This window comes from Mesorhizobium sp. LEGMi-168a, assembly GCF_058312955.1.
This window is the reverse complement of sequence record NZ_JBZEGV010000001.1, coordinates 155,615-174,121: the sequence shown is the minus strand read 5'-3', so window position 1 is coordinate 174,121 and position 18,507 is coordinate 155,615. Positions and strand designations below refer to the sequence as shown.

The window sequence follows — 18,507 nt, the reverse complement described above, 5'->3', positions numbered from 1 at the left end:
TCATCATGAATATTCCTTCACGCGCCGGAGTGGGACTTAAGCCGCAGCACTATCGCGAGATCCTGGAAACTGTGCCGGACATCGGCTTTTTCGAGGTTCACGCCGAAAACTATATGGGGGCTGGCGGTCCGCCGCACCGCTACCTTGCTGCTATCCGCGCGCTCTACCCCTTATCGTTGCACGGCGTCGGCCTGTCGATCGGCGCGGCCACCCCCCTTGACCAAGACCATTTGAGGCGCCTGAAGGAGCTGATCGCCCGTTACCAGCCAGGCCTTTTTTCCGAGCACCTTGCATGGTCGAGCCATGGCGATGCGTTCCTGAATGATCTCCTGCCGACGCCCTACACGACTGAAACGCTCCAGCGCATCGCCTCGCACATCGATGAGGTGCAGGAAACACTCGGCCGCCAGATGCTGCTGGAAAATCCTTCCACCTACGTCGCCTTTGCCGAAAGCACCTATGCCGAGCCTGATTTCATCACCGAAGTGCAACGACGCACCGGCTGCGGACTGCTGCTGGATGTCAGCAACGTCCATGTCGCTTCGACCAATCAGCAGTGGGATCCTTTCGCCTATATCGATGCCTACCCGCTCGGCGCAGTACAGGAAATACACCTAGCCGGCTTCACCCCGGAAACTGACGAGAAACACAGGCCGCTGCTCATCGATACGCACAACCGGCCGGTCGATCCGTTGGTTTGGCAGCTCTACGCCTACGCGATCGACAAAATCGGTCCCACGCCGACGCTAATCGAATGGGATGCTGATTTGCCAGCATGGAGCGATCTGCACGCCGAGGCCATGCGGGCCGAAGCGTATATGACGTCTCACGCGCCTGGGCAGGAGATACACCTTGCAAGGACTGGCTGAACGGCAACAGGATTTCGCACTGGCCCTGCTTGATGCTACCCGCACCACGCCGCGCGGCCTTTTGGGACCTGACGGCTTACCAAGTCCGCGTCGCTTTGCGGTCTATCGCAACAATGTCGTGGCCGGCCTGATCGAGACGCTGAAGGAAAATTACCCAGCGGTTAATCGCATCGTCGGGGGTGAATTCTTCCGCGCGATGGCGGGTCGTTTTGTAATCGCCCATCCGCCGCGGTCTCCCATCATGCTGAGCTACGGCGAAGGCTTCCCTGAATTCATTGACGCGTTCGAGCCCGCGACAGCGCTCCCCTACCTCGCCGACGTGGCGAGAATCGAGCGCGCATGGAATGAGGCCTATCACGCGGCCGACGCGGAGCCGCTTTCCGCCAACGACCTCCTAGCCATAGATCAGGACGACCTGGCCGGGGTCCGGCTGGCGCTCCATCCTTCGCTCCGGGTGACGCAATCGCGGTTTCCCGCTCTCACCATCTGGCGCATGAACATTGAGGGCGGCGAGCCCGCAGCGATCGATCTCGAAGGCGGTGGCGAGGATGCACTCATCATCCGCCCGAGCGCAGAAGTTCTGGTGCATCAACTGCCGATAGGAGCAGCGGCCCTCGTCAGGACCCTGGGCGCCGGCAAGCCCGTTGTGGCCGCCGCGATCGCCGCACTCAACGTCACAACGTGCTTCGATCTCAGAGCGATACTGGCAGGGCTGATTGAAGCCGGCGCTTTCATCGGTTGGAGCCTTGGACCCGATACCGGAGGTGGGCCGTCATGACGTCAGCTCCGGAACTGATCCGTACACTGACAAGGTGGCTTTCCTCGATTGCCATGGCTGTGGCGCCCCTGTTTCTGCGAGCAGCACTTGCGGTGCCGTTTTTCCGCTCCGGGCTCACCCGCTGGGATGGCTTTCTGCAGCTCTCGGACAGCACTATCTATCTGTTCGAGGAGGAGTTCAAATTGCATATCTTCGGCGCCGAGTATGGTTTCCCCATGCCAGATGCCGTGGCCTATCTGGTCGCGACAGCCGAACTCACTTTGCCGGTGCTGCTGGTTCTGGGCCTCGCCACCCGCTTTGCCGCGCTGGCGATGCTCGTCATGACCGGTGTCATCCAGCTTGTGGTGCCCGATGGCTGGGCCAACTTCCACCTGCCCTGGGCCGCCATGGCGATCTCCATCATCGCCCTGGGCGCAGGGCCCGTTTCCGTCGATCGGCTGATCGCGCGACGATTTGCGTCGGAGGTGTATCGGCAATGACCACCTCTCCCGTGCTGAAGATTGTGAGAGGAGGAGCGGTCCCTTCGCCCCAGGTACGGGAGCTGGATTGGTCGATCCTCATGGCCAGGGCTCAGGACGGTGACGCCGATGCCTACCGGCGGCTTCTGGAGAGCATCACTCCATATCTCCGCGCTCACGCGGCACGCTGGCACCGCAATCCCAGCGATGTCGAGGATGCGGTGCAAGATATACTGCTCAGCCTGCATACCGTGCGCCGGACCTATGATCCGGCGCGGCCGTTCGGTCCCTGGCTTACGGCCATTGCGCGGCGCAGGCTGATTGACCGCCTGCGCCGCCAGAGCCGCCGCCGGGCCTTCGAAACGGAATTTGAACCTGCTCACGAAACCTTTGCCGATCCACCCGCGAACCTTGAGGGCATGAAGAATATCCATGAGATTGCGGCGGCCCTCGACCGCCTTCCTGCCGGACAGCGCGAAGCCGTCCGGCTCACCAAGATCGAAGGGCTGTCGCTGAAGGAAGCCTCGGCGGTGAGTGGTGCGAGCGTGGCGGCGCTCAAAATCGCCACTCACCGCGCCATCCAGCGTCTGCGGCGATTCTTCCATGGCGGGAGTGAAACATGATCCTCACGGATGATCTCATTTCCGCGCTTGCGGCCAATCTGAGACCGGTCAGGCGGCTCCGCCCGCCGCTGCTGCGCGCCACCGGTTTCCTGCTTCTGGCCGCATTGATCCTCACCATGATCGCCGCTGCCCATGGCTGGCGGCCAGGACTCCTTGTTCGCCTGGCCGACATCCGCTTCGCCTTGAGCCTCACAGGGGCTGTCCTCACCGGCATCCTTGCCGCGGTCGCGGCGTTCTTCATCAGCCTTCCCGGCCGTTCACGTCATTGGCTGTGGCTGCCGCTTCCGGCGCTTGCCTTGTGGCTTTTCTCGATCGGCTATCAGTGCCTGCGCTTCTGGACCCCGATGGTTCCGGGCAGCGCGGCTCCCGGGGAGACGGCTTCTTGCATCGCCACCTTGGTGCTGACCAGCCTGCCGTTGTCGCTCGCCCTGAGCCTCATGCTTCGCCATGCCGCCAGTTTCAACCCGGCGCCGGTGATCTTCGCTGCAAGTCTTTCCGTCGCTGGGATCACGGCAGCGGCGCTGACCCTGTTTCATCCAATCGACGCCAGCATCGAGATTCTGACGTTCAATCTTGGTACCGGTTTGCTGATCATGTTGTCGGGCGGCGCCATCAACCTGTTCGTGTCGAGCCGCCGGGAGATGCCGGAATGAGCGGACCATTGCCCGTCAGCAACCCAACGACATCGCGGACTGGCCTGTCGCTCGCTCTTGGTGGGCTCTCGGCAGGTCTCCTGGCCTCTGCCTGCTGCATCCTTCCCCTTGCCTTCGCCGTCGCGGGGATCAGTGGCGCCTGGATCGCGCGTCTCACCGCGCTGGCGCCCTATCAGCCGTATTTCCTCGCGCTCGCAGCCGTCTCCATCGCTCTCGGATACTGGCGCTACCGCCGCAGCGAAGCGGCCGCCTGCCTTCCAGGCTCCCTCTGCGCCAACCCCGTCTATCGCCGCTCCACCCGATGGATCCTGTTGGCCGCGAGCCTGATTGCAGCGTCGGCGGCCGCCGTCGATGTCTTCAGCCGGCTCAATTTGTAGGAGATCCCGCCATGCGCACCGCCCTGGTAATTGTCGTATCGCTCCTGGCAACCGTGCCCGTTGCCGCGGCACAGCGCACCGCCACGTTCTCAGTGCCCGGCATGACCTGTGCGCTTTGCCCAATCACCGTTGCGACCGCAATCAGGCGCCTCGACGGCATTGTCTCCGTTTCAACCGACGTCAATGCCAAGACTGCAACGGTTGTCTTCGACGATGGCAAGACGAGTACCGCCGCGATCGCCGATGCTTCCGCCAACGCCGGCTATGCAGCGACACTGGTGAAAGAGCAATGATCGAGCTCACCAGCACCATCACCTGTCCAGCCTGCGGTCACCGCAGGACCGAGACAATGCCTACCGATGCCTGCCAATATTTTTACGAATGCGAAAGCTGCGGGACTCTCCTCAAGCCTCTGCCGGGAGATTGCTGCGTATTCTGCTCTTACGGTGACCATCTCTGTCCGCCGAGACAGGAAGAGCGGCAGTCCGGCGTTGTGGGCCGGCATCGTTGCTGCTGAGGTCCATGGCGCTCATACGGACCGTATGGTCGAGACCTGAGCGCCGCTCAGCTTCCCTAGGCTGCCTCGGCTTCCGCCGCCGCGAAGTCTATTGCCGCGAAGGCCGTCTTCAGCACTTCAGGCCCGGCGCCGGGTCTATTGGCATCGGTGGAGAGTATCTGCCGGTAGCGGCGCGCGCCCGGCAGCCCGTGGAACAGTCCAACCATATGGCGCGTGACATGGCCGAGCCGCCCGCCCCTTTCGATATGGCGCGCGGCATAGCCGGCCATGGCGTCCATCAGCGCCGCATAATCGAAGGCAGCCGTTGGCTCGCCGTAGAATGCGGCATCGATCCCGGTGAGAATGCCCGGTGTGTGATAGGCCGCACGGCCAAGCATGGCGCCGTCGACATGGCCGAGATGTTCCGACACCTCGTCGAGCGATTGAATACCGCCGTTGATGCCGATGAATTCGTTCGGCTTTCTGGCCTTCAGCCGATAGACGCGCGAATAATCGAGCGGTGGGATATCGCGGTTTTCCTTAGGGCTCAGCCCCTCCAGCCACGCCTTGCGGGCATGCACCCAGAGGGCATCGGCACCGGCCGCGAGCACACCGTCGGCCAGCGTATCGAGAGCGGGTTCGGGGTCCTGCTCGTCGACGCCGATGCGGCATTTGACGGTAACGGGGACCTTTACCGCCGCCTTCATCGCCGCGACGCATTCCGCCACCAGCAGCGGCGTCATCATCAGGCAGGCGCCGAACGTGCCCGACTGGACCCGATCGGACGGACAGCCGACATTGAGATTGACCTCGTCGTAACCGAACGCCTCGCCGATTGCCGCCGCCTCGGCGAGCTTGCGCGGATCCGAACCGCCGAGCTGCAGGGCAACCGGATGTTCGGTATCGTCGAAGCCAAGCAGGCGCTCGCGCGCGCCATGGATGACGGCGTCCGCCACCACCATCTCGGTATAGAGTAGCGCCCGGCGCGTCAGCTGACGGTGGAAAAACCGGCAATGCCGGTCTGTCCAGTCCATCATTGGTGCTACTGCAAGTTTGGATCGCATCGCCTTTTTTAGTACTCCTGACCGCCTCACAGTACAAATTGGACAATAAGTATCATCCAAATTCGCTATTATTTTCAAACAGTTCAAATTGCGAGGGACAAAGGTCCCACTCGCGGCGGGGCTATTTCTGATTCACACTTTTTGTTAAAAAGCAATAGTTAGACTTCAAATTTCCACAAATAAGAGTAAAGTTTTTGTGCTCATGTTCTGAGCAGGAGGCGTACAGGCAGTCAATGCCTGGTGAAGAGGGTTGAGTATGCCCTCATTGTCGATCCTTGGCGCCCGCCGTTGGTGGGTTGCCGATGCGCATAGGACGCATCCCCCGAGAAATGCCTGACGGGGCATGGAGCGGAGGGGAAGCGGCGGCTCCTCCCAACACCCTCTACCCCGGTAAGTCAACTCACTGCTCCAGTTTCTTTTAACGATGGCGCGTGGCGCCGGCCCTGCCGGCGGATGCGCGCCCATGCGGCCGGTTGCCAGCGTTGGGGCTGATATCGCGCCTGTCGCATTGAAACCAGGGAGAATTTTGCAATGACGATCAGCTTCATTCTCAACGACGAGGCCGTCAACGATCAGACCGCTGGTTTGCAAACCGGCGACAGCGGCGACGGCTTTACCGATACCGATGTGGCGTACTCCAGTCTGCCGGCTTCGTTCCGGACCTATCTGGAGACCACTCTCGGGTTGAACTCCGCGTTCCCGACCAATGTGGGCGTCGCGACCAAGACGAACTCGGTCACCGTCAACGCCACCGCCGGTTCCCAGCTCGCTGGCACCACCTTTACGGACGGTAGCGGCGGCGCCCTCGACGGCGACGACAGCTTGCTCAAGACCGTCGATGGCAAGGAAATCTTCCTCTTCGCCGACGGAAACGACACCGTGATCGGCAAATATGACAGCGATGGCAACGGCAGCGCCGATGCGATCGCCTTCGTCATCTTCAAGCAGGACGTCGTGAACGTCGGCGCGACCAGCGACCAGGTAACGTTCAATATCGTCACCTATGTGCCGATCTTCCATGGCGACACCGGCGACCCGGATGACGCGGTCAATCTCGGCAATACCCTCAAGCTCGCAGCGACCGAGACGCTCAACTTCGGCTTTGCCGGGGCACCCTCGGGCAGCAACCTGTTCATGACCTTCGGTGATCCAAACTCCACCCAGATCGTGGTGATCGGCAAAGACCCGCTGAATCAATCCGAAGGCGGGAACATCACGACCAAGGATGTGCTCAACATCAGCCAGGCCGGCAGCACCACCTCGTTCGGCGTCAACGGCAACCAGATCAACCCCGATGAGGGCGCGTTCATCACCTACGTTTCGGGCACGAACACGAATTTCCTCGTGCCCAATCTGGACCAAAACGAGGCCGACATCGAGGCCAACATCGCCTTCCAGAACGTCGTCAATGCGACCTCGGCGTCCTTTACCGTCAACCAGACCAATCCGGGCATCGGACCCGTCACCGTCAAGATCACGGCCTTCACCACGGCCGCAGAGCCGGGGGTGAATTTCGTCGACGGGCTCACCAACGACACGCACGTCAACATCACGTCGTTCTCGCTAACCAATGTCGTCGTCAAGACAGGCAACACGCAATTTTTTCCGGCCGCCTCGATCGATGCCGACGGCAACTTGATCATCACCGGACTGAGTAGCGGCGACACTGTACAGTGGACGACGAGCGGAACGCACGACCGCGTCCTGATCGAAAACATCAGCAATGCGGACGGCATTTCCGGCAACGACAACAACACTTTCGACATTGGCGGCTTCGGCATCGTAACATCCAGCGGCTCCTCGACGTTCGTAGGCCAACAGATCGTCATCGAGGACGACGGGCCGACGGCGAGCCAAGCGCAGCAGACCGGCACGGTCGACGAGGACGGGGTGCCCGGCGGCATCGCGGGCGGCGTCGGCGACGTGGCCGGCGAGGCCACCCAGGCCACCGGCAGCGTGGCACCGCTGTTCAACTCCGGCACCGATGTGCCGCTGACCTTCAGCCTGAATACCGACACCAGCGGGCTGCCCGCGCTGACGTCAGCTGGGGTGACGGTGACCTACTCCGTCCTCGGCAACACGCTGACGGCTTCGGCCGGCGCGAACACGGTGTTTACCTTCGCGCTCAACGGCACGACCGGCGCCTGGACCTTCACGCTCGTTGATCAACTCGACCATCCGACACTCAACGGCCTGTCGGGTGACGATACCGAGAACGACCTGACGATCAATCTGAGCTCGATCCTGCGCGCCACCGACGCTGACGGCGATACGGTGGCGGCGGCGGCCAACGCCCTGATCGTTACGGTCGACGACGATACGCCGACGGCGAGCCAAGCGCAGCAGACCGGCACTGTCGACGAGGACGGGGTGCCCGGGGGCATCGCGGGCGGCGTCGGCGACGTGGCCGGCGAGGCCACGCAAGCCACCGGCAGCGTGTCCCCGCTGTTCAACTCCGGCGCCGATGCGCCGCTGACCTTCAGCCTGAATAGCAACACGAGCGGGCTACCCACGCTGACCTCGGGTGGGGTGACGGTGACCTACTCCGTCGTCGGCAACACGCTGACGGCTTCGGCCGGCGCGAACACGGTGTTTACCTTCGCGCTCGACGGCACGACCGGCGCCTGGACCTTCACGCTCGCTGATCAGCTCGACCATCCGACGCTGAACGGCCTGCCGGGGGACAATACCGAGAACGACCTGACGATCAATCTGAGCTCGATCCTGCGCGCCACCGACGCCGACGGCGACACTGTGGCGGCGGCGGCAAACGCCCTGGTCGTCACGGTCGACGACGACACACCTACCATCAACCCGGCCATCGCGGACGGCCTGGTGGATTTCGCAGCTGGCAGCACCGTGACCAAGTCGCTAAACGGCTCGGCCGGTGCCGATAGCCCGGCAACCTTCAGCATCACCAGCTCGCCGGCGACCCTCACCATACTGGACGGCACGTCCTCGGAGCTGACCCTGCTCAGGGACCTGACCAACAACGACACCGTCGCCACCTACTACAAGGATGTCGATGGCAGCGGCACGCACAATGCCGGAGACATCGATTTCTTCAAGCTCACCCTGTCGGGCGGCAACTACACCTTCGATGTCCTCCAGAATCCTCCGCCCGCGGAGCTCACCTTCAGCTTTGCCGGGGCACCCTCCGGCAGCAATCTGTTCATGACCTTCGGCGATCCAAACTCCACCCAGATAGTGGTGATCGGGGAAGACCCGTTGAACCAGTCCCAAGGCGGGAACATCACGACCAAGGATGTGCTCAATATCAGCCAGGCCGGCAGCACCACCTCGTTCGGCGTCAACGGCAACCAGATCAACCCCGACGAAGGCGCGTTCATCACCTTTGTCACCGGCGCGAACACGAATTTCCTCGTGCCAAATCTGGACCAGAACGAGGCCGACGTCGAAGCCAACATCGACTTCACGGGCGTGTTTAATACGAACACGGCGTCCTTCACCGTCAACCAGACCAATCCAGGCGTCGGACCCGTCAGTGTCAAGATCACGGCCTTCAGCACCGCCGCCGAGCCGGGGGTGAATTTCGTCGACGGTCTCACCAACGACACGCACGTGAACATCACGTCGTTCTCGCTCACCGACTTCGTCGTCACGTCAGGCAATAAACAATTTACTCCGGCCGCCTCGATCGACGGCGACGGCAACTTGATCATCACCGGCCTGAGCACCGGCGACAAGGTGCAGTGGACGACGAGCGGAACCCATGACCGTGTGCTGATCGAAAACATCAGCAACGCGGATGGCATTACCGGCAACGACAACAACACCTTCGACATCGGTGGCTTCAGCCTCAGCCAGACGCAGCCAGCGCCCGACGAGAAGCTCGATTTCACCGTGCAGATCGCCGATTTCGACGGCGACACGGCGAGCGACAGCTTCTCCATTGGCATCGACGGAACCGGCATCTTCAACGACAACCACGTAGACGGCGTCATAGCCTGACGCGATCCGGCCGGGCGCCTGTCCTGGCGCCCGGCTGGGCACTTACCTTAAAGCATCGAAACGGGGGCTCCGTGATGCAACCAAGACCGCAATTCCAGGAGGTGATGCATCTGGCGCGCCGACAGGCGCCCGCCCTCCTCCTTTTCAGCCTGCTTACCAATGTCCTCCTGCTCGCCAGCACCGTCTACATGCTGCAGATCTACGACAGGGTGCTGTCGAGCGGCTCCGTTGACACTCTGCTTTGGCTCACTCTTGCCGTCATCGGTTCCATCGCCGTCTACGGCCTGCTGGAACACGCCCGCCGCATGATGCTGGCCCATATAAGCCAATGGCTGGACGACCAGCTCAGCGTTCCGGTGATCGAGCGCGCCATGGAGGTGCGTCTGGCGGGCAGCAGTATCGAAGCAGGTCTGAAGGATGTGGGGGAATTGCGCGGCTTCGTTGCCGGCGACGGCGTGCTGACCTTTCTCGATGCGCCATGGACGCCGGTCTTCCTGGCGTTCATGTGGTTTCTGCATCCGGCATTGGGCGTGGTCGGCCTGGCCGGCGCCGTGCTCCTGTTCTGCGCAGCGCTCGCCAATGATTTCCTCACCCGACGCAAGGGCCAGGAGGCATCCGCGGGGCTGCGCCGCAGCCAGGCGGTCGTTGGTCAATACGTTGAGGGTGCCGAGACGTTGCGCTCGCTCGGCATGTCCGAGCCGGCACTGCGGCGCTGGGAGGAAAACCAGCAGTCGCTGATGGAGCTCCAGTGCCGACTTTTTCGACGCACCACCATCATTGGCAGTCTGTCGCGCTCGCTGCGCCTTGCCCTGCAGGTGGCCGTGCTGGGACTCGGCGCCTATTTCGTGCTGCGCCGCGAATTGACGCCGGGCTCGATGATCGCGGCCTCCATCCTGCTCAGCCGGGCGCTGGCGCCGATCGAACGCTCGATCGGCGCCTGGCGCAGCCTGGTCAGCGCGCGAGCCGCGCGCCGCAGCCTGATCAAGCTCTTCGCCGACACCGGTTCGGTGCAAAATGCTGGCGTTACCCTGCCGCGCCCGCAGGGCAGGCTGAAGCTCGAGAACCTGCACTACTGCGCGCCGGGCACGTCGCAACCACTGCTGAACAAGATAGGTTTCGGCCTCGAGCCCGGTCAAACCTGCGGCGTGATCGGTTCGTCCGGCTCCGGCAAGACCACGCTCTGCCGTCTCATTGTCGGCGCGCTCAGGCCTTCGTTCGGCCATGTGAGGTTGGACGGCGCCGAGGTCTGCAACTGGCCTTCGGATCAGTTGGGCCAGCATGTCGGCTACCTGCCGCAACAGATCGAATTGTTCCCGGGAACGATCGCCGAGAATATCGCGCGCCTGCGGGACGTCGATAGCGAAGCCGTCATCGCCGCGGCGCAACTCGCCGGCATCCACGAGATGATCCTGCGGCTGCCGAACGGCTACCGGACCGAGGTCGGGCCGCACGGAGCCCGGATCTCGCGTGGCCAGCGACAGCGCATCGCACTGGCCCGCGCGCTGTTCGGCGATCCGCCGCTGGTTGTTCTCGACGAACCGAACACCGGCCTCGACGGCGAAGGCGAGGTGGCGCTGTTCAATGTCCTCCAGCAGTTGAAGGAACGGGGCCGCACGGTCGTTATCGTCAGCCATCAGACCAATCTTTTGCGCACGGCCGACCATGTCGTCCTACTCCGTGACGGATCCGTCTCGATGTTCGGCACGCGCGACGAGGTACTCGGCGCGCTGGCAGGCCAGGCCAAGCGCATCCCGGTGCCGGCGGCCATGCTGGACAAGATCGCCGCCAATGCGCCAGCGAACCTGAAGGCAGCGGAGTGAGCCATGGACGATCGATTTGGCAATTTCCAAGCGATGCTGGACAGACTGGCTGACAGCCTGCGCGAGCTGGCCGACAGGTTGACCGCCTCTGCCGGGGATCTGATCGCCAGCGTATCGATTTGGTTCGACGGACTGGACCAGCCAACGCGCATTGCTATGACGGTAGGTGGGGGCGCGATGTTCCTGCTCCTGATGAGAGGCCTGATTCGGCGGCGATCACCTGCAGTCCGGGCGAGTAGGCGCGACCTCAACCGACGGACGCGGCCCGCGCGCATATTGGGTTACGTTTCGTCGATCGTGTTCGTCGGCGGTGTCGCTGCTTGGTCCAGCGTTGCGCTTCTGGCAAGCGCCGTCGTCGCAAATGGCGTCGTCAGCCCGGAAGGCTACCGCAAGACCGTCCAGCACCTGGAGGGCGGCATCATCGGGAAGATCCATGTCAAGGAAGGCGACAGGGTCGGCGCCGGACAGGTGCTCATCAGCTTGAAGACAACGCAGGCTCAGGGTCGCTACGACGAATTGCAGACACACTACATCCGCCTTCTGGCGACCGAGGCCCGCCTGGTCGCTGAGCTTTCCGGCCAGAGCCGGATCGCCTTTCCCAAGGAGCTGACGTCGACCAATAGCGATCTGGCGCGAAAGGTGGTCGTCGAGGAGCAGGCGCTGCTCGACAGCCGCCTCGCAACCCGCGAAGGGCGCACGCACATCCTGGAAAAGCGCATTGCGCAGATCAAGGAGCAAAGCACGGGATCGAGGGAGGTGATCGCCGCCCAGACCGAGCAGCTCGGCCTGATCGACCAGGAGATTGCCTCCGCGCAGGAGATGTACAAGAAGGGCCTGGAACGCCTGCCACGGATATTGGCCCTGCAGCGCGCACAGGCCGACATTCGCGCCAATCAGGCGACGAACCGGGCACAGGTAGCGCACAACGACCAGCAGATCGGCGAGACCGAGTTCCAGCTCCTCAACCTGCGCCAACAAGACAGCGAGACGGCCAATGAGGATCTTACCAAGGTACGCGGGGACCTCGCCGAACTGCACAGCCAATTGCCCTCGCGCGAGGATGTGCTGGCCAGAACCGACATCGTCGCGCCGATCGCCGGAACGGTGATGAACCTGCGCGTGACGACCGAATCGGGCGTGATCGCCAGCGGCCAGCCGCTTCTCGACATCGTCCCCAACGAGCCCAATCTGATCATCGATTCACGCATCAAGCCGGCGGACATCGACGTGGTGCACCCGGACATGCCTGCCCGCGTGGTGCTGACGGCCTATCCAAGCCGGCATCTGCCGCAAATCCATGGCCTGCTCACCTCGGTGTCGGCCGACCGTCTCACGGACGAAAAGACCGGCGAGCCTTATTTCCTCGCCAAGGTCAAGGTCGACAAGGCCGATCTCGGAGAGCTGCATGACGTCCGTCTGTCGCCCGGCATGCCGGCGGAAGTCATGATCCTGACCGGGGAACATACCCTGCTCGACTATATGCTGGCCCCGGTTCAGGCGTCCCTCACGCGCTCTTTCAGGGAAAACTGAAACGAGAGAGCGGCACGCCGACGGAAACAAAAGGGAACCGCGGCGTCGGCCTAAGGCCAACGCCTCATCATCCGGATTTGTCAGCAGCAGCCGCAGGGGCGACGGAGCTACCGCCTCAGGGCGTAGACATTGTCCGTGGACGGGCCACCTAGCGGCAGCGCCATGTCGTCATCGAGCAGGCGGGTAATACGGGCAAAGCCGACGAAAGCCTTTCTCGCTTCCTCGGCCGACATGGTGCCCGACATCGCCGCCGAACAGCAATTCACGGCGCACTGATAAACGGGGCCGCGTCTCCCCGTTGGCCACTTCCGCAGGAACACCATCGCTTCGGAGACGCTATCGACTTCCTCCAAAGGGTATCCCTGCCCACGCGCAATCCGCACTGGGGTAAAGAAATGCAAGCGATCCATAGTTTCCTCCCGGTCGACCGCAGAGCGGCCGAACCGCATTAAACGCATATCCTGTGGATTAGTTCCAAACAAATTTGGTTGCCTCTTGAAAATTTCGTAGCCGCCGACCTCCAGCAAAAAGGCTGGCACCGACTAAGCCATGACGCAAGCTCGCGCCAAGCGATAACGGCGATTCTCATTGAATGTCTTTAAGGTGAAAGCCGGCAAATGGGTCGCTTGCCGGTTCCCCTGCGGCAGGCTTAACCTCCACGGTTAACGCGTGAGGGCGCGTTTTGCAAAAGGGGAACACTTGCAATGGCCATACAAGGTGCATCGCCCGGCCTCTACAACGAGGATCTGGCTCCGGCAACGGTCAGGAACTGGGGACCGTTTTCGATCTTCAACGTCTGGACGTCCGACGTCCACAGCCTCTGGGGCTACTATCTCGCCGCAAGTCTGTTCCTGTTCTGCGGCGGCTTCGTCAACTTCATCATCGCCATCGGCATCGGCTCGCTGATCATCTATTTCCTGATGAACCTTGTCGGCTATGCCGGCGTGAAGACCGGCGTTCCCTACCCCGTGCTCGCCCGCGCCTCTTTCGGCATCTGGGGCGCCAACATCCCGGCGCTGGTGCGCGCCGTCGTCGCCTGCTTCTGGTACGGCGCGCAGACGGCCGCGGCATCGGGCGCGATCGTCGCGCTGCTGACGCGGCTGCCATGGTTCAATGAATTCAACCAAACCTCGCACCTCCTTGGCCATTCCACCCTGGAAGTGATCTGCTTCGTCGTCATCTGGGCGCTACAGCTCCTGATCATCCAGAAGGGCATGGAAACGGTGCGCCGCTTCCAGGATTGGGCCGGCCCCGCCGTGTGGGTCATGATGCTGATTCTGGCGATCTATCTCTGCGTGAAGGCGGGCACCTTCGCCTTCACCAGCGACATCCCGATGGACGTGCTGCTCGACAAGACCAAGGACGCTGGGGTGCCCGGCGAGCCGGGATCGTGGACCGCGCTGTTCGCGGTGGCGGCGATCTGGGTGACCTATTTCTCGGCGCTCTACCTCAACTTCTGCGACTTTGCCCGCTATGCGCCCGACAAGGCATCGCTGCGCAAGGGCAACATCTGGGGCCTGCCGGTCAACCTCATCCTGTTCTCGCTGGTCGCCGGCGTCACCACGATCGCCGCCTACGACGTCTATCACGAGGTGCTGCTGCATCCCGACCAGATCTCGGCCAAGTTCGACAGCTGGTTCCTGGCGGCTCTCGCGGCGCTGACCTTCGCGGTGGCGACGCTCGGCATCAACGTCGTGGCGAACTTCGTCTCGCCGGCCTTCGACTTCTCCAACGTCTTCCCGCGCCAGATCGACTTCAAGAAGGGCGGCTACATCGCAGCACTTATCGCGCTTGTGCTCTATCCCTTCGCGCCTTGGGAAGGCAGTGCTGCTTCCTTCGTCAACATCATCGGCGCGACGATGGGGCCGATCTTCGGCGTGATGATGGTCGACTATTACCTGATCCGCAAAAGCGAGGTCGATGTCGAGGCGCTCTACCGCGAAGACGGCGAGTTCCGCTTCCAGGGGGGCTGGCACGTCAACGCCTTCATCGCCGCCGGCTTCGGCGCGATCTTCTCCTCGATCCTGCCGAACTTCACCAGCTGGCTGCCCTCCTGGTGGGGCGTATATGGCTGGTTCTTCGGCGTGGCGATCGCAGGCGCCGTCTACTACGTGCTGCGCACCATGGCGCTTGGTGCGGGTGCGCGGACAGTCAAGGCTTGAACTGGTCTCCCCCTTCTCCCCTTGTGGGAGAAGGTGGCCTCGCGAAGCGAGGTCGGATGAGGGGTGTTGGACGAAGTGGGGCGTTGGGGAGTAAGCGCTTATAATCCTTTGATTTTCAGCGCCGCGATCCTTCCAACACCCCTCATCCGTCTCGGCGCTGCGCGCCGATCCACCTTCTCCCACAAGGGGAGAAGGTCAGTCGTGTTTTCCCACCATCTCGGCCAGCCTGCGCACCGTGTTCCAGTTGCGCGAGGTGCCTGTCCCCATGCGCTTGTGACTGGCGGCCGCGAGCAGCCGCGAGCTCGGCCGCTGGCGCGAAAAGACGAGCCAGATATCGCCGTCGACCAAAAGCACCTTCTCGTCCTCGGCGGCACGGGCCTGAAGCGCTGATAGGGCATCCGTCGGCGCAGGCTCGCGCATGACGCGCACGGCGACCTGGTCGCCAGCGGCCGCGGACTCGGCCGGAAACGGATTGCCGGCCGTAAGCTTCAGCCAGTCCTCGGCACCGCGCACGATGATGTCGACATGGCGGCTGAAGGTCTCTTCGAACGCCTTTTCCAGTCGCCGCTCCAGATCGGAAATTTTGGTCGTCCGCGCCTCGAAGACCAGATTGCCGGTCGCCACCAGCGTGCGGACATTCTTCAGCCCGAGGCCTTCGGCCATCGCCTTGAGGTCCGACATGACGACCCGCCGCCCCTCGCCGAGGAGAATGCTGTAGAGCAGCGCGACGTAGGTCTGCATGGCTGATCCGCCAGCGAACGGCTCAAACGAGCCGCGACTGTTCCACCGCAGCCGAGATGAAGCTCGCGAACAGCGGGTGCGGTTCGAGCGGCCGGCTCTTCAATTCCGGATGGTACTGCACGCCGATAAACCAAGGATGGTCGGGATATTCGACCGTCTCCGGCAGCACGCCGTCGGGTGACATGCCGGCAAAGACCAGCCCGCATTCCTCGAGCCGTTGCTTGTAGTCGACGTTGACCTCATAGCGATGCCGGTGGCGCTCGGAAATCTGCGTGTCGCCATAGATATCGGCGATCTTGGAACCCTTTGCGAGCTCAGCCTGATAGGCGCCGAGCCGCATGGTGCCGCCGAGGTCGCCGGTCGCCCTGCGTTTCTCCAGCATGTTGCCCTTCAACCACTCGGTCATCAGGCCGACGACCGGCTCCCCGGTCGGGCCGAACTCGGTCGACGACGCATGCTCGACGCCGGCCAGCGACCGCGCCGCCTCGATGCAGGCCATCTGCATGCCGAAGCAGATGCCGAAGTAAGGCACCTTGCGCTCGCGCGCGAATTTCGCGGCGAGAATCTTGCCTTCCGAGCCGCGTTCGCCGAAACCGCCGGGAACGAGGATGCCGTGAACCTTTTCCAGCCACGGCGTCGGATCTTCCTTCTCAAAAATCTCGCTCTCGATCCAGTCGAGCTTGACCTTGACACGGTTGGCGAGGCCGCCATGCGAGAGCGCCTCGATCAGCGATTTATAGGCGTCCTTCAGCCCTGTGTACTTACCGACGACCGCAATCGTCACCTCGCCTTCCGGATTGTGGATGCGGTTGGAGAGCGCCTGCCACGGCTCCATGCGCGGCTTCGGCGCCGGGTCGATACCGAAGGCGGCGAGCACTTCCGAATCCAGCCCCTCCTGGTGGTAGGCCATCGGCACGTCATAGATATGCGGCACGTCGAGCGCCTGGATGACGGCGCTTTCGCGCACGTTGCAGAACAGCGAGAGCTTTCGGCGCTCCTCCTTGGGGATCGGCCGGTCGGCGCGCACCAAAAGGATGTCGGGTGCGATGCCGATGCCGCGCAATTCCTTGACCGAATGCTGTGTCGGCTTGGTCTTCAACTCGCCGGCCGTCGGGATGTAGGGCATCAGCGTCAGATGCACATAGACCGCGTTGTTGCGCGGCAGGTCGTTGCCGAGCTGGCGGATCGCCTCCAGGAACGGCATCGCCTCGATGTCGCCGACCGTGCCGCCGATCTCGCACAGGACAAAATCGTAGTCGTCATTGCCGTCGAGGACGAAATGCTTGATCTCGTCGGTGACGTGCGGGATCACCTGCACGGTGGCGCCGAGATAGTCGCCGCGCCGCTCGCGCTCGATGATGTTCTTGTAGATGCGGCCGGTGGTGATGTTGTCCTGCTGGTTGGCCGAGCGGCCGGTGAAGCGCTCATAGTGGCCGAGATCGAGATCGGTCTCGGCGCCGTCGTCGGTGACGAACACTTCGCCATGCTGATACGGCGACATCGTTCCGGGGTCGACATTGAGGTAAGGGTCGAGCTTTTTGATCCGCGCGCGATAGCCTCGCGCTTGCAGGAGAGCCCCAAGAGCTGCTGCGGCTATGCCTTTTCCGAGCGAGGAAACCACGCCGCCTGTGATGAATACATATCGCGCCATGGGAGTCATCGCTTAACGCGGCCTGATTGATTCCGCCAGAGAAAAAACCGCCGCGAAGGCTTTTTCCCAAAATGGCGCGACGCCCGGAAGGGCAAGGAAATGGCAGTCAAAACGAAAGGGCCGGCGGTGCCGGCCCTTTCGGCAGTTTGATTGAACGCGTCAGATAATAACGACTGGTTGTTATATAATAACAACCTTGGTGCCGATCTTGACGCGGCTGTAGAGGTCCATGACGTGCTCGTTGATCATCCGGAAGCAGCCGTTGGAAGCGCTGGTTCCGATCGAGTTTGGCGCAATGGTGCCGTGGATGCGCAGATGCGTGTCCTTCTTGCCGTCATAGAGATAGATGGCGCGCGCGCCGAGCGGGTTCTCGCCGCCGCCGGGCATGCCGTCCTTGTACTGGCCATAGTGCTTCGGCTCGCGCTTCTGCATGTCGAGCGTCGGGATCCAGCGCGGCCATTCCTGCTTGTCGCCGACGGCGACGGTACCCTTGAACTGCAGGCCTTCGCGGCCGACCGCGATGGCATAGCGGCGCGCTGTCGAAAAGCTCTCGACGAGGTAGAGACGGCGGGCGCTGGTGTCGATGACGATGGTCCCCGGCTCATAGCCGGTGAAGGTGACGTCCTGCGGCACGAATTCCGGCTTCACCTTGAACGGCCTTTTGGCGTCCTTCTTGGCGAGAGCCGAATCGAGAGCGCGGGTTTCGGGCAGATAGCTGATCGAGCTTACCGACTGGCCGCCAAAGAGCCCGGCGAACAGCCCGCCGCTTTCCGTTTGCTTCTGCCCGGGCTGCTCGCTGCGCAGCTCACCGTTGTTGCCGGTGGCCGTGATGTTCATGGCCTCGGCCGGGATGGGCTCCTCGGTCTGGAGCGGCGCGATCGGGGCCAGCGGCTCAAGCGGCGCGATGATCTTGACGGTCTTCTTCACCGGCCTGGCATCGGCCACTTCCGCCGACGTACCCTTCTTGGCAAGCCATTCCTGACGGGCCGCGTCGGCCTTGGCCTTGGCCGCCTCGCGCATCGCCATCTTGCGAGCTTCGAGCGCCTTGGCCTTGGCGGCTTCCTTGTCGGCCGCGATCTTGGCCTCGAGCTTGCTGATCTGGGCGAGGTCGTCCGAGGTTGGGTTTTTCTTCTTCTTGAGAAGCTTCAGCTGCGATGCGTCGCTCTTGGCTGCGACGGGAATAGCGTCGGTCTTCTCGACCGACGGCGAAGCGGCCAGGTTTGCCGGTGAGGCAAAGGCCGCGGACCCCATGCCGAATACGGCACAGAATCCCAAAAGGATGAAGCTGCGAAGCTGCATGGCGAAGATCCGAT

At 62.7% G+C, this 18,507-nt stretch carries 17 protein-coding genes; 12 read left to right on the top strand and 5 right to left on the bottom strand.

Annotated elements, in window-relative coordinates; translation table 11 throughout:
* The first annotated feature begins 5 nt into the window (after positions 1–5).
* From bufB to AC4FWB_RS00830, 8 genes are read left to right on the top strand one after another with little or no spacing between them, the layout of a single operon-like run.
* A complete protein-coding gene (gene bufB / locus AC4FWB_RS00865) occupies positions 6–869 on the top strand; it encodes an MNIO family bufferin maturase (RefSeq protein WP_491023911.1) in 864 nt (287 codons plus the stop codon).
* Complete coding sequence (locus AC4FWB_RS00860; protein WP_491023910.1) at positions 853–1,647, top strand: HvfC/BufC N-terminal domain-containing protein; 795 nt, start codon at positions 853–855, stop codon at positions 1,645–1,647. Before bufB ends, AC4FWB_RS00860 begins: the two co-directional genes overlap by 17 nt.
* Positions 1,644–2,126 (top strand): DoxX family protein, encoded by a 483-nt coding sequence (locus tag AC4FWB_RS00855; RefSeq protein ID WP_491023909.1) that lies wholly within the window; start codon positions 1,644–1,646, stop codon positions 2,124–2,126. The genes AC4FWB_RS00860 and AC4FWB_RS00855 overlap by 4 nt, the downstream gene beginning before the upstream one ends.
* A complete protein-coding gene (locus AC4FWB_RS00850) occupies positions 2,123–2,728 on the top strand; it encodes a sigma-70 family RNA polymerase sigma factor (protein ID WP_491023908.1) in 606 nt (201 codons plus the stop codon). The genes AC4FWB_RS00855 and AC4FWB_RS00850 overlap by 4 nt, the downstream gene beginning before the upstream one ends.
* Positions 2,725–3,381 carry an NrsF family protein gene (locus AC4FWB_RS00845; RefSeq protein WP_491023907.1) on the top strand — a complete coding sequence of 219 codons (657 nt, stop codon included), beginning with the start codon at positions 2,725–2,727 and terminating at the stop codon, positions 3,379–3,381. Before AC4FWB_RS00850 ends, AC4FWB_RS00845 begins: the two co-directional genes overlap by 4 nt.
* On the top strand, positions 3,378–3,758 hold the full coding sequence (locus AC4FWB_RS00840; protein ID WP_491023906.1) for a mercuric transporter MerT family protein: 381 nt from the start codon (positions 3,378–3,380) through the stop codon (positions 3,756–3,758). The genes AC4FWB_RS00845 and AC4FWB_RS00840 overlap by 4 nt, the downstream gene beginning before the upstream one ends.
* 11 nt (positions 3,759–3,769) lie before the next feature.
* Entirely contained in the window at positions 3,770–4,051 is a 282-nt protein-coding gene (locus tag AC4FWB_RS00835; protein ID WP_491023905.1) for a cation transporter, read from the top strand.
* The gene (locus AC4FWB_RS00830) at positions 4,051–4,275 is read left to right on the top strand and encodes a GDCCVxC domain-containing (seleno)protein (RefSeq protein WP_491024324.1); all 225 of its coding nucleotides are present in this window, start codon (positions 4,051–4,053) and stop codon (positions 4,273–4,275) included. The genes AC4FWB_RS00835 and AC4FWB_RS00830 overlap by 1 nt, the downstream gene beginning before the upstream one ends.
* A gap of 56 nt (positions 4,276–4,331) precedes the next feature.
* On the opposite strand, the gene dusA is transcribed toward AC4FWB_RS00830, so the two are convergent.
* The gene (gene dusA / locus AC4FWB_RS00825) at positions 4,332–5,318 is read right to left on the bottom strand and encodes a tRNA dihydrouridine(20/20a) synthase DusA (RefSeq protein ID WP_491023904.1); all 987 of its coding nucleotides are present in this window, start codon (positions 5,316–5,318) and stop codon (positions 4,332–4,334) included.
* Between the two features lie 531 nt (positions 5,319–5,849).
* On the opposite strand from dusA, the gene AC4FWB_RS00820 reads away from it, so the two are divergent.
* The 3 genes from AC4FWB_RS00820 to AC4FWB_RS00810 all read left to right on the top strand — a co-directional run bounded on the left by AC4FWB_RS00820 (position 5,850) and on the right by AC4FWB_RS00810 (position 12,640).
* Positions 5,850–9,290, top strand: coding sequence for a T1SS-143 repeat domain-containing protein (locus AC4FWB_RS00820; RefSeq protein WP_491023903.1), 3,441 nt, complete (start codon positions 5,850–5,852; stop codon positions 9,288–9,290).
* Positions 9,291–9,364: 74 nt separating this feature from the next.
* Positions 9,365–11,110: a type I secretion system permease/ATPase gene (locus AC4FWB_RS00815; RefSeq protein WP_491023902.1), complete on the top strand. Its 1,746-nt coding sequence runs from the start codon at positions 9,365–9,367 to the stop codon at positions 11,108–11,110.
* Between the two features lie 3 nt (positions 11,111–11,113).
* Positions 11,114–12,640: an HlyD family type I secretion periplasmic adaptor subunit gene (locus AC4FWB_RS00810; RefSeq protein WP_491023901.1), complete on the top strand. Its 1,527-nt coding sequence runs from the start codon at positions 11,114–11,116 to the stop codon at positions 12,638–12,640.
* 107 nt (positions 12,641–12,747) lie between these two features.
* Here AC4FWB_RS00810 and AC4FWB_RS00805 read toward each other — a convergent pair whose 3' ends face one another.
* Positions 12,748–13,050 (bottom strand): DUF982 domain-containing protein, encoded by a 303-nt coding sequence (locus tag AC4FWB_RS00805; protein ID WP_491023900.1) that lies wholly within the window; start codon positions 13,048–13,050, stop codon positions 12,748–12,750.
* Positions 13,051–13,344: 294 nt separating this feature from the next.
* Here AC4FWB_RS00805 and AC4FWB_RS00800 point away from each other — a divergent pair, with 294 nt between their 5' ends.
* A complete protein-coding gene (locus tag AC4FWB_RS00800; RefSeq protein ID WP_491023899.1) occupies positions 13,345–14,802 on the top strand; it encodes an NCS1 family nucleobase:cation symporter-1 in 1,458 nt (485 codons plus the stop codon).
* Between the two features lie 195 nt (positions 14,803–14,997).
* Here the strand turns inward: AC4FWB_RS00800 and AC4FWB_RS00795 are convergent, their stop codons facing one another.
* The 3 genes from AC4FWB_RS00795 to AC4FWB_RS00785 form a co-directional block, all read right to left on the bottom strand.
* Positions 14,998–15,543 (bottom strand): DUF1697 domain-containing protein, encoded by a 546-nt coding sequence (locus AC4FWB_RS00795; RefSeq protein WP_491023898.1) that lies wholly within the window; start codon positions 15,541–15,543, stop codon positions 14,998–15,000.
* A 22-nt stretch (positions 15,544–15,565) separates the two neighbouring features.
* Positions 15,566–17,203 carry a CTP synthase gene (gene pyrG / locus AC4FWB_RS00790; protein WP_491023897.1) on the bottom strand — a complete coding sequence of 546 codons (1,638 nt, stop codon included), beginning with the start codon at positions 17,201–17,203 and terminating at the stop codon, positions 15,566–15,568.
* Between the two features lie 171 nt (positions 17,204–17,374).
* Positions 17,375–18,493, bottom strand: coding sequence for a L,D-transpeptidase (locus AC4FWB_RS00785; RefSeq protein ID WP_491023896.1), 1,119 nt, complete (start codon positions 18,491–18,493; stop codon positions 17,375–17,377).
* Between the last annotated feature and the right edge of the window lie 14 nt (positions 18,494–18,507).